A 13275-nucleotide genomic window follows, 5' to 3' on the forward strand; every position below is an offset into this window, starting at 1 on the left:
GCAGCGCGGCTTGCGGGCCGGCGGGGAACTGGCGGGGCCAAGGGCGCTGCGGCGGGGCGGACGCGCTGATGTCCGCGATGACCGATACGTTGCGCGCGATCATGGCGCTGGACCCGGACCGGGCCGAGATCGACTTTGAAGGCCGCGATTATTCGTGGGGCGATCTGGCCCGCACCGTGGCGGGAATCGAGGCCGCGCTGGCGGGCATGGACCTGCCGCCCGACGCGCGCGTGGGGGTGATGCTGCGCAACCGGCCCGGCCATATCGCGGCGATCCTGGCAGTGCTGGCGACGGACCGCTGCCTTGTCTCGCTCAACCCCGCACTGCCTGACGACAAGCTGTTCGCCGATGTCGAAACGCTGGGCCTGCCGGTGATCGTGGCAGACGAAGGCGATGCGGCGCGTCCCGGCATTGCCGCCAGCTTTGCCCGCGCGGGCACGGCCGTGATCGTGATTGGCGCGCGGCTGGAGGGGGTGCGCTTGCTGCCCGGGTGCGAGCGCCCAAGCGCCGCAGCGCAAACCTCGCCCGGCGTGGCGATCGAGATGCTGACGAGCGGCACCACTGGCGCGCCCAAGCGCGTGCCGCTGACCCGCGCCTCGTTCGAGGCCAGCTTTGCCGGGTTCACCAAGTACGAGCGGAACCGCGAATTTGCCGACCGACCGCAGCTTCGCTCTGGCGTGACGATGGTCAACAATCCGCTGACCCATATCGGCGGGATCTATGGCTGCATCGGCGCACTGCTGGCGGGCCGCAAGATCGGGCTGCTGGAAAAGTTCACGGTCGCAGGTTGGGTCGATGCGATCCGCCGCAACCGGCCCAAAGTGGCGGGCGCGGTGCCATCGGCGCTGCGCATGCTGCTGGAGGCCGACGTCGATCCTGCCGCGCTGTCCAGCCTGTCCGCGGTAATCAGCGGCACCGCGCCGCTGCCGCCCGAACTGGTCGATGCGGTGCTGGACAAGTACGGCATCCCGGTGCTGGCCAATTATGGCGCGACCGAATTTGCCGGGGCGATTGCCGGGTGGAGCCTCGACGATTTTCGCGCCCACTGGCAGGCAAAGCGCGGCGCGGCGGGCCGGGTCCACGCCAACGTGGCCGCTCGGATCGTCGACCCCGAAACGGGCGCGCCGCTGCCGCTCGGCAGCGAGGGCCTGCTGGAACTCAAAGGCGATCAGCTGGGGCCGGTCCACCGCATCGACGGCGGCGCATGGCTGCGCACGACCGACCGGGCCGTGCTGGATGCGGACAATTTCCTGTTCATCCGGGGCCGCGCCGACAACGCGATCATTCGCGGCGGGTTCAAGGTCCACCCCGACGACGTGGTGAAGGCACTGCACCAGCATCCGGCAGTGCGCGAGGCTGCCGTGGTCGGCGTAGCTGATGACCGGCTGGGTGCGGTTCCGGCCGCCGCGATCATCCTGCGCGACGGGGCCGAAGCGCCGGACCTGGACGCGCTGAAAGCCTTCCTGAAAGAGCGGCTGATTGCCTATCAGGTGCCGGTGCATTTCCGGTTCGTCGCGGATTTCCCGCGCACCCCGTCGATGAAGCCATCGGCGCCCGGCCTGCGGGCCTTGTTCGAGGAGCAGGCGGCATGAGCGAATTCGCGGGCAGGCGCGTGATCGTCACCGGCGCCGGACGCGGACTGGGGCGCGGCATTGCCGAAGCCTTTGCCGCTGCGGGCGCAAAAGTGATGATCGGCGCGCGCACCATGTCCTATGCCGAGGAAGCGCTCGCCGCGATCCTCGATGGGGGCGGCATGGCCGAACTGTTCCAGCTGGACGTCAAGGACCATGCGCAGTGCGACGCGCTGGTTGCGGCGACGGTGGCGGAGTTCGGCGGGGTGGACGTGATCGTCCACTGCGCGGCGGACATTCCCCACGGCGGGCTGGGCCACGTCAGCGATGACGCGATGGAAGCCGGGTTCGCCAGCATCGCCAAGGCGGCCTGGTGGCTGCTCCAGGCGGGACGCCCGCATTTGGCGCAGGCCCCCGGCGGCGGGCGGTTCATTGCGATCGGATCGGTCAACGGGACAGCCTCGGTCGTGCCGAACATGACCGCCTATGGCATGGCCAAGGCGGCGCTCGATGCGTTCGTGCGCGGTGCGGCCTGCGATGTGGTGGGCGAGGGGATCACGGTCAACGCGGTCAATCCCGGCCTTGTCGCCAGCGCCCGGGCGCGCGCCGTGCTGGGGGATGACGGGCTGGAGGCGTACGGCGCAACCGTCCCGGTCGGCCGCGCGGGCACGCCGGCGGACGTGGCGCGCGCGTGCCTGTTCCTGGCTTCGCCAGCGGCGGATTACATCACCGGCACCTCGATCAAGCTGGACGGCGGATCGACCATCGCCCCGGCGGGTAGCCGCAATGAACTGCTCCAGCAGCGGCTCAAAGCGCAGCAGGAGCATTAGGCGATGGACCTTGGCATCGCGGGCAAAGTGACGCTGGTGACCGGCGGGTCGCAGGGGATCGGCCTGGCCTGCGCGCAGCGCTTCGCCGCCGAAGGCTGCAAGGTGATGATCGCGGCGCGGACGCAGGCGAATATCGATCTGGCGGTCGCGGAAATCGGCCATGGCTGCGCGGGCATTTCAGCGGATTGCACCACGCAGGATGGCATCGCCCGTGCGGTGCAGGCCTGCATCGATGCGTTCGGCGCCGCGCCCGACATCGCGATCTTCAATGTCGATTCCGGCCCCAAGGGTGCGTTTCTGGACGTCGATGATGATACGTTCGCGGCGGCCAACACCAACAACGTCATGGCGTTTCGGTGGCTGGTGCAGGCGGTGTTTCCGCAGATGCGCGCGCAGGGCTGGGGGCGGATCCTGACCATCGGGACCAATTCGGTGAAGCAGCCCCACCGCAAGCTGCCGCGCGCCGCGCAGAATACCTACAGGGTTGGCGCGCTGGCGCTGTCGAAGACTCTGTCGGCGGAGCTGGGGCCGTTCGGCATCACCGTCAACACGTTGGGCACCGGGGCGATTGCCACGCCGCAGTTCCGGCAGGTTTTCACGAAAATCGCGGCTGACAAAGGCCAGACTTACGACCAGCATATCGCCGAGCGCGTGGCCGAATGGCCCGTGCGGCGGATGGGCACGCCCGAGGACATGGCCGATGCGGCCGCGTTCCTCTGTTCGGCCCGCGCCGGTTACATCACCGGGCAAGTGCTGGTGGTGGACGGCGGGAATATCGAGGCACTGCAATGAACCAGCACAGGAGTACCCCATGAAGCTTGATAACACCATCGCCGCCATCGTGACCGGCGGGGCATCCGGCCTTGGCCGCGCGAGCGCCGAAGCGCTGGCGGCGCTTGGCGTGAAAGTCGCCATTTTCGACGTCAACGAAGCTGGCGGCGAAGAAGTCGCCAAGGCCATCGGCGGCGTGTTCTGCAAGGTCGACATCACGTCCGAGGACAGCGTCGTGGCCGGGTATGAAAAGGCCCGCGCCGCTCACGGGCAGGAACGGATCGTGGTCCACTGCGCGGTGGTCACCGGCGGGGGCAAGACGATCTCGTTCGACAAGACCACCGGCGGCTACAAGCGCAACCCGACCGAAATGATCGCGCGTTCGGCGGAAGGCATCTTCACCGCCAGCTACCGCATTGCCAGCCACGCCGCGCTGGGCATGGCCAATTCCGACCCGCTGAACGAGGACGGTGAACGCGGCTGCATCATCATGACGTCGTCCGCTGCATCGCAGGATGGCCAGATCGGGCAGGTCGCCTATGGCGGCGGCAAGGGCGCGGTCAACGCGATGGTCCTGCCGATGGCGCGCGATCTGATGGACGTCGGCATCCGGGTCAACGCGATCCTGCCGGGCATTTTCGCCACCCCCCCGATGCTGGCGGTGCAGGATAAGGCCCCGGCGATCTTTGCGGGCCTTGAAGCATCGGTGCCGTTCCCCAAGCGCCTCGGCAAGCCGCCGGAATTCGGCTCGCTGGTGTGCGAGCTGGCGCGCAATACCTATTTCAACGGCCAGTGCATCCGCCTCGACGGCGCGATCCGCATGCCGCCGAAGTAAGGAGCCAGACCCATGGACCGGCCGCAGCAGTTTGCCTTTGCCCGCCAGTCAGCGGGCCATGCCCCGCTGCGGCGGCCGGGTTCGATCCGGCGCACGACCTCGATCGATTCGGATTGGCCAGACGGGTTCGGCCAGCCGTGGGACATGGTCGGCCGCGCGCGCGATCTGCTGACGCCCGGCGATGACGGCGAACCGCAAGTGCTGGCCAGCGCGGGCTTCCGCATCACGGCCTCTCCGATCCGCGAGATCCTGGCGATCGAGACGGTTCCCGCGCATCCGCGCGTGCCCGAGCTGGTCGGCGTGCGCGCGGGCGGGGCCAGTCGGCAGGTGCTGGCGGGCAAGCTGGGCGATGCGCGCGGGACGCCGCTGTTCCAGCTGCTGGATGACTATGCCGGGGCCAGCCTGGTGGCGGGCTGGATCTGGTCGCAGTGGCGCGGCGACTGGGCCAGTGCCCCGCAGCGCAGCGCCCAGCCATCCACCGCCGGGCGCAAGGGCGTGATGGACAACATCTGCACCGGGTTCACGGTCGGCGGCAGCAGCTTCAAGGCGGATGGCACGCCCGACAACGTCAACCAGTCGTTCACGGCGGTCGGCCCGCTGGAAAACCCCGACGATCCGCTGGGCTGGCATTCGATGCCGTTCCAGGAAGGCCCGCAAAAGCGCCGGGCGCGGCGAATCGACCTGTGGCGGGAAGGCGGGCTGATCAAGGTCGATGCGGGCTTTCAGGACAGCGGCAGCAATCCCGATGGCGGGCGCACCGCTATCCACGAATACCGCGTCTTTGCCGAGATTAACCCGGAAACCGGCCAGTTGCTGGCGCTTCAGGCGCTGCCGCTGATCCTGCCCTATCGCGAATGCCCCGGCGCATCGGTCAAGGCAACGCGCATGGTGGGGCGCAATGTCGCGGAATTCCGCGATGCCGTGCTGGAAACCCTGCCCGGAACGCTGGGCTGCACGCACCTCAACGATGTGCTGCGCGCGCTGGCCGATGTGCCCGCGCTGGCCCGACTGTTGCCGTAAAGCCATAGCGGCCTGCTTTTGGTTGTTCCCTCTTGTGTGTCCTAGTGGACCTAGTTATACAACTCGCACCCGAGTGGCGCGAACCGCTCCATGGGAGGAGAGCCTGAAGATGAAAACTGCCTCGAAGCGCCCCATCGCGCGTATGCTCGGCGGAGTTGCCGCTACGGCAATCGCCATTTCCAGCAGCACTGCGTTTGCCCAGTCGGCTGATGAAACAGCCGATGACAACAGCATCATAACTGTAATCGGCGTCACCAAGCAGGAATCCAACATTCAGGAAACGCCGATCGCGATCACCGCGTTTTCCGGCGAAAAGCTGGAAACGCAGGGCGTCCGCGAAGTAGGCGAAGTGGCGAAGTTTACCCCCGGCTTCAACATCCGCGCGGGCAGCAACAATGCCACCACCTTCGCGCTGGCAATGCGCGGCCAGGTCCAGAACGACGTGATCGCCTCGCTCGAGCCGTCGGTCGGCGTCTATATCGATGAAATGTACGTGGCCCGTGCCTATGGCCTGAACGTCGAAATGCTCGATGTCGGCAATGTCCAGGTGCTCAAGGGGCCGCAGGGCACCCTGTTTGGCCGCAACACCTCGGCCGGGGCGATGCTGATCCAGACCAACGATGCCAAGTTTGGTGAAACCAGCGGGCTGGTCAAGGCGACCTATGGCCGCTTCAACGAATGGAACGCCACCGGCGTCATCAACATGGGCCTGGGCGAGAATTTCGCCGTACGCGGCGCGATCAGCTATGGCGAACGCGACGGGTTCAAGCGCGACCTCAACACCGGCAAGAAGTGGAACGGCAAGAAGACGCTGCTGGGCCGCGTGAAAGTGGCGATGAAGCCGTCCGAAGCCGTCACCGTCAGTCTCTCGGGCGACTGGTACGACGGTTCGCTGGATGGTGAAGGGCGCCAGGGCCTGTTCCTGGGCCTCAACCCGCTGCTGTTCGCCGCCCAACTGGGCGTGGCCGGATCGCAGGCGCAAGTTGCCGCGTTGCAGGGCATTGCCGATGCGCAGCTGGCCGCGTTCAAGGGCAACCCCGATCTGGTGACCGTGACCCCGGCCAGCAGCACCCCCGGTGCGCCGACGCAGGGCGTGTTCCTGGATGTGAACACGCAGACCTATATCGGCAAGGTGTCGATCGAAACCGGCATTGGCGAGCTTAAGTGGATCAACGGCTATCGCCGGGTGCGGAGCGACAACCTGCTCGATCTGGATGGCTTCGTGCTGCCGCTGCACTTCACCGGCGGCACGCAGGACCTCAAGCAGTATTCCAGCGAGTTGCAGCTGACCGGTTCGCTGTTCGACGACACCATGAAGTTCGCCACCGGCATGACCTATTTCACCGAATCCGGCACCGACCGGTCGATGTCATCGGTGCTGGGCAACCCGGTCTGGGCGCGCTTCCTGGGCGATATCAAGAACAAGTCGTTCGGCATCTATGCGCAGGCCAGCTATGCCGTGACCGACGCGCTCAACCTGACGGGCGGGATGCGCTGGTCCTATGACAAGAAGGGCATCAAGACCTACTCCGGCAACGTCCAGAACCGCACCGGCACGCTGCTCTCGTGCTCGCCCGCCAGCGTTTCAGTGACCACGAACTGCGAGCGCGGCCGCGACGATAGCTGGCGCAACCTGTCCTACACCATCGGGCTGGACTACAAGGTCAACGACGATGTGATGATCTATGCCAAGCAGAGCCGCGGCTATCGTGCCGGGGCGCAGCAGCTGCGGTCGCTCACGCTGGCCGATACGGCCCCGGCCCAGCCGGAAATCGTCAACGAACAGGAACTGGGCATCAAGACCGAGTTCATGGACAAGAAGGTTCGCTTCAACATCGCGGGCTATCACAACCGGGTGAAGGACGCGCAGCGTTCGGTCATCCTGGCGGTGGGCGGCACCAGCCAGACGATCCTGGAAAATGCCGACATGGAAACCTGGGGCGTCGAGGCCGACCTGACCGTCCGCGTCGCGCCTGGGCTGGACCTGTTCGCCAACGGTTCGCTGACCGATCCGAAGTACACCAAGTACAACGGCTTCGTCGTGGTCGGCGGCGCGCTGACGCCGAACGACAAGAAGGACAGCCGGATCGTCAACGTCGTCAAGGAACAGTTCCTGCTGGGCATGAACTACAACGGCGATGTCGGGTTCGGGCGGCTCAAGCTGAACGCGACCTATGCCTGGCAGGGCGACATGGCGCAGGATGGCAACACCCTGGCCCGCTATACCGCTCCGGCCTCATCGCCCGGTGGGCAGGGCTTTACCGCTGCGCAGGCGGCGCAGCTGATGGAAGTCACGACCACCCGCAGCCACGGGATCGCCAATGCCCGCGCGGCGGTGGCGTTCGGTCCGGACGAAAACTATGAAATCGCCGTGTGGGGCCGCAACGTGTTCAACACGCGCCGGACCGGGTACGTCCTCTACCTTGGCGGGCTGAACTATGTCGGCGCATCGTGGAACGATCCGGCGACCTATGGCGTGACCGCGACGGTCAAGTTCTAAGCATCCGGGCAAGTCCAACAGGACTGCCAAACTGTGGGGGAGGGGCGAGGAATTGTCCTTCCCCTTTTTCTTTGGGGAGAACGGATTTGACCGGCATTGTCTCGCCCGCGCGGCGCAACTTGACGCTGGGCCTGCTGATTGTGGTGGCGATCCTCAGCTATGTCGACCGGCAGGTCTTCACGCTGTTTCAGGACGATATCAAGGCGGAACTGGGCCTGAGCGACGGGCAACTGGGCCTGCTGACAGGGATGTCGTTCGCGCTGTTCTATACCATCGCCTCATTCCCGATTGCGCGTTACGCGGATCGCGGCGACCGGCGCCTGACGATCGCGGTCTGCGTGATCGTGTGGAGTGCGGCTACGGCGCTGTGCGGGATGGCGCAGAATTTCTGGCAGATGGTGCTCGCCCGGATCGGGCTGGCCGCCGGGGAGGCCGGGGCTGGCCCGGCGGGCAACTCGCTGCTGACCGAGATTTTCCCGCTGGAGCGGCGCACGACCGTGATTTCGGTGATGTTGGCGGCGAACGCGGTTGGCATTTCGGGCGGACTGGCGCTGGGCGGCTGGCTGTCGCAATACTTTGGGTGGCGCGCGGTTTTCCTGATCCTGGGCCTGCCGGGCATTCTGATCGGCCTAGCCGTATGGGCATTTTGCGCGGAACCCCGGCGCGGGGTTGGCGCGGTAACGATCCCGCCGCAGCAGATCCCGATGCGGGAAGTGCTGCGGACGATGGCGGGCAATCCCTCGCTGCGCTGGGTTGCCCTGCTGCTGACGATGGTGCCGCTGACGGGCTTTGCATTTATCCTGTGGGGCGCGTCGTTCTTTCAGCGGGTCCACGGCATGGGCAAGGCTGAGACCGGGTTCTGGCTGGGCGGGGCGATGGCGGCGGGATTGGTGATCGGGAACCTGATCGCCGGATGGGTCAGCGACCGCTATGGCAAGGCCAACCCCCGCTTCAACGGCTGGTTCGCGGGACTGGGATTGATCGCATCATTTCCGTTCGGGGTGGGTTTTGCGCTGTCCGCCAATCCTTATGTCGCGCTGGCCTGTTTCGTGGTGGTCAAGTTCATGATGACGCTGCACCTGGGGCCGATCATCAGCCTGTGTTACGCGCAAGTGCCGGTGGCGATGCGGGCGATGATGTCGGCGACGATCGGGATGGTGATCGGGCTGTCTGGCATGGGGATCGGCGGCACGGTTGCCGGCTATGTCAGTCAGGCTTTTGCAGCGGACTATGGCGACAGATCACTGCAACCGGCGCTTGCGCTGATTTCGCTGTGCTTGCTGGTCGGTGGCTTTGCGGCAATCATGGCAGGACGCACGGCGAAGCCGCTGGCCGAGGATGCCTGACCCCCAAAAGAAGCCCCGCCTGCCAAAAAAAAGGCCCCGCCGAGAAGTGTTCCGGCGGGGCCAGGGTGGGAGAGAAGGTTAACCGGATCAGGCGGCGGCCGACAGTTCCGCGCGGCGCGCCTCGACCTTGGGCTGCAGGTTGGCGCGGCTGAACAGCCGGGCCGCATTGCCGCCCAGCACTGCCACCAGTTCATCGGTGGTGACATCGGGATTGGCGGCGACCAGACCATCGATCACCTGCTTCGAGAACGGGAACGTCCCTTCGGCATGGGGATAGTCGGTGGCGAACAACAGCGCGCCGATGCCCACGCCCTTGCGGATCGCCATCGATGAATTGCCGTCGTTTTGTAGCGCGCAGTGAACCTGATCGCGCACGATCTGGCTGGGCAGGCGCGACAACTTGGGTTCGATCGACGGCGCATGGCCGTTGTAAACCTCGTCCATCCGCTCGGCCAGGCCCCACAGCCAGCCCGCGCTGTGCTCGGCAAACAGGATGTGCGCGCCGGGATTGCGATCCAGCACGCCGCCCGCGACCAGCTGGGTGATTACGTCGACCGCGTCGTTCATCTGGCGGGTATAGTTGTACAGCGCGCCGCCCGGCCCCTTGAGCGCGCGGATGTTGATGTCGCCCACGCCGGTGTGGAATACCAGCGGAATGCCCAGTTCAGCGGCCAGCGCGAAGATCGGATCCCAGCGGGCATCGTTGTAGTTGTTCAGGCCTTCCCACAGGCAGAACGCGGCAAAACCCTTGTCCGCCGCACGCTGGCATTCGGCCAGGGCATCGTCGAAATCGATGCAGGGGATCATCGCGGCGGGGATCAGCCGGTCGCGCACCGGGGCGGTATAATCCCACGCCCAGTCATTCCAGATCTGGCAGGCGGTGCGCTGGCCTTCGCGGTCGGCGATGCGGGGCAGCATCAGGCCCAGTGAGGGGAACACCAGTTCGGCATCCACCCCGTCGCGGTCCATGTCGGCAAGGCGCAGTTGCAGATCGCGCGCGCCCCGGCGCTGGGTGTCGACCGCGCAATCGGACACGAAGTTTTCCCTGGCATCGGTGCATGAACGGTCCGCCGCCTGGGCGTTGAAGGCGGCATCGCCTTCGCCGGTCTTGTGCTGGTGAAAGTTGGTCCAGATCTTCAGGATCACCTGCTCGCCAATCCGGGTGATGCGCATATTGCCGTCGGCTTCGCTGTGGATCACGAACTGCTTCAGGTGTTCGGGCATCTTGCTGATGAACAGGTCCGGCGGTTCGGCCACGTGGGCGTCACAGCTGAACACGAACGGGCGAAGCTTCTCGGTCATGGCAATCCTCCTGCGGGTCGGGGCGACAGGCGCTCGCCCTTGCCTGAGCAGAATGTCAAAAGAGGTATCTATTTTATTTGATGAATGTCAAAAAACGTCCTGATTACACTATCAATTGTGCTTTTAAGGTATTTTTATCGACTTCGCGGAAGGCCCAGAGCTGTTTCCGCGATCACGCTGCGCTGCACTTCGCTGGTTCCGCCATAGATCGTTGCCTGAATGCCGCTGCGGGCCTCGGATTCCACCACTGCCAGCGCCGGGATCGCGGTGTCGAGCGAATGCGGGGCGAAACGCTCAACCAGTTCGGCGCAGCACCCGGCCCAGCTTTCGGTGCCGAACAGCTTGCACATCGGCCCGTACCAGCGCTGTGACTGGCCCGCATCGCCTGCCCAGATCGCGCGGAGCGACAAACATTCCAGCAGCGCGACATGGGCATCGAAGCGCCGCCGCGCATGGCGTATCGCGGGAAGGTTCTCCGGAATGCCAGGCAGCAGCACCAGCGTGTCGAACCCGGCACGCAGTTCTTCCTGCACCAGCCCCATCGCGCCGAGGTAGTAATCGCCCTGGTTGTGCTCCAGCGACATCGTCGCCGCCAGCACCTTGGTGCCTTTGCCCGCCTCGCCCAGCAGATAGCGGTCGGGAACGGGAAAATCGGAATAGAAGGTGATGTTGGTGCGTTCGCCCGCCAGGGTCTGGACCGGGGCCAGATCGAACCCGCCCGCATCCAGCGGCGCGACGAACAGCGTCAGCCCGGCATCGGTGCGGGTTAGCAGCAGGACGTAATCGGCAATGTGCGCGCTGGTGGTGAAGACTTTCTGGCCGTTCACGATCCACTGGCCGCCGTCGTGCGCCGCGCGGGTTTTCGCGCCGAACACGTCCGATCCGCCCGACGGTTCCGACAGGCCCAGGCACGCCAGCGCCTCACCCCGGGCCAGCCGGGGCAGGATTTCCGCCTTGGCCGCGTCCGTTCCGAACATCATCAGCAGCTTGCCGATCGAATCCGACACGACCAGCACCGAAATCGGCCAGCCAGCCCGGGTCAGCACGCGGTGGACGGCAGAGGTGGCGATGGCGCTCGCGCCCGATCCGCCCCATTCCACCGGCCAGTCGGGAAACAGCAGGCCCGCATCCGCCAGCTTGCGATGCAGGTCGGGCTGGTGGTTGTCGAGCGCGGCGGCGAAGGCGCGCTTGTGTTCGGCGGTGAAATTGTCCGCCAGGAACTCGCGGGTGCGTGCTTCCCAAGCATTGGCTTCGGCGTCCTTGGTGAAGCTCATCGATACCGGCCCGGTCGCGGCGGGCTGGGGCAGCGGTGCAGTCAGCACCCGGTCGGGATCGCCGCCGGCATAGAGCGCCGCGCGGGCACCGCGATAGAGCGCGGGCAGGGGGGAATCCTCGCTCACGCCGTAACCGCCGAACACGCGCATCGCGGTCTTGATCGCGGGCACGCAGGCGCGCGCTGCCCACCAGAACGCCTGCGTGTCAAGCCGGCCAGCCTCGGCCAGTCGCTCAGCCCTGGCGCAGATCGCGCGCCAGACCAGCAGGCGGGTGCCGTCCACTTCCGTCGCGGCATTGGCAAGCGGATGGGCCACGCCCTGATATTCACCGATGGCGCGACCGAACACCATGCGCTCCCTGGCATAGGCGGCGGCCTCGTCCAGCGCACGCTGGGCCATGCCGACGCAGGCGGCGGCAATCAGGATGCGCTCATCAGGAAAGGCGACAATTCCTTCGCGCCCGGCGGCCTCGGCAACCAGCGCCGCGTCGAGCAGCGAACCGCCTTCGTCCAGCAGCGCCTCGATCCCCAGTTCCCGCAGTACCGCATCGGCGGAGCGCTCGCCGCGATCGGCCAGCGCTCCGCCAACGGTGTCGATCATGGCCTGTTGTTCGCTGGATAGCGCAAGATTGACCATGATCGCTGTCTCGCAGGACTTCAGGCAGCCAGCGCGGCGCTGGTCTGGACGACCGGGTCGATCCGGAACAACCGCGCGGCGTTGAGGCCCAGCACATCGCGGCGGACAGCGTCCGGCACGTTCAGCCCAGCGAACAGATCGTCCACCACGCGGCGGCTGATCGGGAAGGTCCCTTCGGCGTGGGGATAGTCGGACCCCCACATCACGTTCTTCGCGCCCGGCAGGCCAGCGGCGGCGGCGGCGATGCACGAACGGTCATGCTGGAAGCTGGCCCAGACCTGATCGTCGATGATCTGGCTGCACAGGCGCGACAGCTTGGGGAACACGAAGTTCGAATGGGCCTCGGCCACTTCGTCCATCCGCTCGGCCAGTGCGACCAGCCAGCTGGCACCGCTTTCGATGAAGGCCACCTTGGCCCCCGGATTGCGGTCCAGCACCCCGCTTGCAACCAGGTACATCGCGCTTTGCTGCGCGTCGGTCATCTGGTTGGTGTAGTTGATGATCCCCGCGCCGGGGCCGCGCTCGATCACCACGGTTTCAAGTCCGGTGCCGGTATGCATCACGAAGACGATGCCCAGCTGCGCACCCTTGGCGAAGACCACGTCCCAGCTGGGATCGTTGTACTTCGGCAGGTTGGGCGGGGTGACGGCGGGCAGCATCGCGGCGGTGAAGCCCTTGGACGCCAGGTATTCCAGTTCGGCCACCGTGTTCGAGAAATCGAGCACCGGCAGCATCCCGCAGCGCACGAAGCGGCTGGGGTGGCTGCCCAGGAACTCGTTGTTCCAATCGTTGTAGAGCCGCGCCGATGCGGCCTCTGCCTCGGCGCTGTCGAGTGCGTAGAGCCACAGGCCCAGGCTGGGGAAGCAGATTTCGGCGTCGACGCCTTCCAGCTCCATGTCTTCCAGCCGGCCCGCGATCTCGCGGATGCCGCGCCGTTCGTTGTCGCCCAGCGCCTTCTCACGGTGCTGGCCCACGCGCAGGCGATAGATCACCTTGTCCTCGGTTCCGGTGATCAGGAAGTCCCCCTCCTTGCGGCTGTGGATTGCGTGGCGCTTGAGGCTGGCGGGCAGGCCATCGAGGAAGATCGACGGCGGCTCCATGATATGGCTGTCGGCACTGAACACGAAGGGCTTCATCGTCTATCTCCCGATTCGTCATCGTTTATGGGTAAATGAGTACCTAGTTATACA

The 13275-nt window shown here is 66.0% G+C and carries 10 protein-coding genes; 7 read left to right on the top strand and 3 right to left on the bottom strand.

The annotated features are described in order from the left end of the window. Window positions 1-68 precede the first annotated feature (68 nt). The 7 genes from IE113_RS14100 to IE113_RS14130 all read left to right on the top strand — a co-directional run bounded on the left by IE113_RS14100 (window position 69) and on the right by IE113_RS14130 (window position 8873). Complete coding sequence (locus IE113_RS14100) at window positions 69-1592, top strand: class I adenylate-forming enzyme family protein (RefSeq protein ID WP_189542592.1); 1524 nt, start codon at window positions 69-71, stop codon at window positions 1590-1592. Further along, window positions 1589-2401, top strand: coding sequence for an SDR family NAD(P)-dependent oxidoreductase (locus IE113_RS14105; protein WP_189542594.1), 813 nt, complete (start codon window positions 1589-1591; stop codon window positions 2399-2401). The genes IE113_RS14100 and IE113_RS14105 overlap by 4 nt, the downstream gene beginning before the upstream one ends. 3 nt (window positions 2402-2404) lie before the next feature. Continuing rightward, window positions 2405-3193 carry an SDR family oxidoreductase gene (locus IE113_RS14110; protein WP_189542596.1) on the top strand — a complete coding sequence of 263 codons (789 nt, stop codon included), beginning with the start codon at window positions 2405-2407 and terminating at the stop codon, window positions 3191-3193. A 19-nt stretch (window positions 3194-3212) separates the two neighbouring features. Then, on the top strand, window positions 3213-4007 hold the full coding sequence (locus tag IE113_RS14115; protein WP_189542598.1) for an SDR family oxidoreductase: 795 nt from the start codon (window positions 3213-3215) through the stop codon (window positions 4005-4007). Between the two features lie 12 nt (window positions 4008-4019). After that, on the top strand, window positions 4020-5027 hold the full coding sequence (locus IE113_RS14120) for a DUF2889 domain-containing protein (protein WP_189542600.1): 1008 nt from the start codon (window positions 4020-4022) through the stop codon (window positions 5025-5027). A 109-nt stretch (window positions 5028-5136) separates the two neighbouring features. Next, on the top strand, window positions 5137-7527 hold the full coding sequence (locus IE113_RS14125) for a TonB-dependent receptor (RefSeq protein WP_189542602.1): 2391 nt from the start codon (window positions 5137-5139) through the stop codon (window positions 7525-7527). 86 nt (window positions 7528-7613) lie between these two features. Next, window positions 7614-8873 carry an MFS transporter gene (locus tag IE113_RS14130; protein ID WP_189542604.1) on the top strand — a complete coding sequence of 420 codons (1260 nt, stop codon included), beginning with the start codon at window positions 7614-7616 and terminating at the stop codon, window positions 8871-8873. Window positions 8874-8960: 87 nt separating this feature from the next. Here IE113_RS14130 and IE113_RS14135 read toward each other — a convergent pair whose 3' ends face one another. The 3 genes from IE113_RS14135 to IE113_RS14145 all read right to left on the bottom strand — a co-directional run bounded on the left by IE113_RS14135 (window position 8961) and on the right by IE113_RS14145 (window position 13221). Then, window positions 8961-10175 (bottom strand): amidohydrolase family protein, encoded by a 1215-nt coding sequence (locus tag IE113_RS14135; RefSeq protein WP_189542605.1) that lies wholly within the window; start codon window positions 10173-10175, stop codon window positions 8961-8963. A 134-nt stretch (window positions 10176-10309) separates the two neighbouring features. Then, the gene (locus tag IE113_RS14140) at window positions 10310-12049 is read right to left on the bottom strand and encodes an acyl-CoA dehydrogenase family protein (protein ID WP_189542607.1); all 1740 of its coding nucleotides are present in this window, start codon (window positions 12047-12049) and stop codon (window positions 10310-10312) included. A gap of 56 nt (window positions 12050-12105) precedes the next feature. After that, window positions 12106-13221, bottom strand: a complete 1116-nt coding sequence (locus IE113_RS14145; protein ID WP_189542609.1) for an amidohydrolase family protein — start codon at window positions 13219-13221, stop codon at window positions 12106-12108. Window positions 13222-13275: the final 54 nt, after the last annotated feature.

Origin of the sequence: Novosphingobium arvoryzae, from assembly GCF_014652615.1 — a bacterium.
Lineage (GTDB): Bacteria > Pseudomonadota > Alphaproteobacteria > Sphingomonadales > Sphingomonadaceae > Novosphingobium > Novosphingobium arvoryzae.

Coding starts and splice junctions, on each gene's coding strand:
- IE113_RS14145 (WP_189542609.1), bottom strand. CDS start 13,221: ATGAAGCCCTTCGTGTTCAGTGCCGACAGCCATATCATGGAGCCGCCG.
- IE113_RS14125 (WP_189542602.1), top strand. CDS start 5,137: ATGAAAACTGCCTCGAAGCGCCCCATCGCGCGTATGCTCGGCGGAGTT.
- IE113_RS14115 (WP_189542598.1), top strand. CDS start 3,213: ATGAAGCTTGATAACACCATCGCCGCCATCGTGACCGGCGGGGCATCC.
- IE113_RS14105 (WP_189542594.1), top strand. CDS start 1,589: ATGAGCGAATTCGCGGGCAGGCGCGTGATCGTCACCGGCGCCGGACGC.
- IE113_RS14110 (WP_189542596.1), top strand. CDS start 2,405: ATGGACCTTGGCATCGCGGGCAAAGTGACGCTGGTGACCGGCGGGTCG.
- IE113_RS14135 (WP_189542605.1), bottom strand. CDS start 10,175: ATGACCGAGAAGCTTCGCCCGTTCGTGTTCAGCTGTGACGCCCACGTG.
- IE113_RS14100 (WP_189542592.1), top strand. CDS start 69: ATGTCCGCGATGACCGATACGTTGCGCGCGATCATGGCGCTGGACCCG.
- IE113_RS14120 (WP_189542600.1), top strand. CDS start 4,020: ATGGACCGGCCGCAGCAGTTTGCCTTTGCCCGCCAGTCAGCGGGCCAT.
- IE113_RS14140 (WP_189542607.1), bottom strand. CDS start 12,049: ATGATCGACACCGTTGGCGGAGCGCTGGCCGATCGCGGCGAGCGCTCC.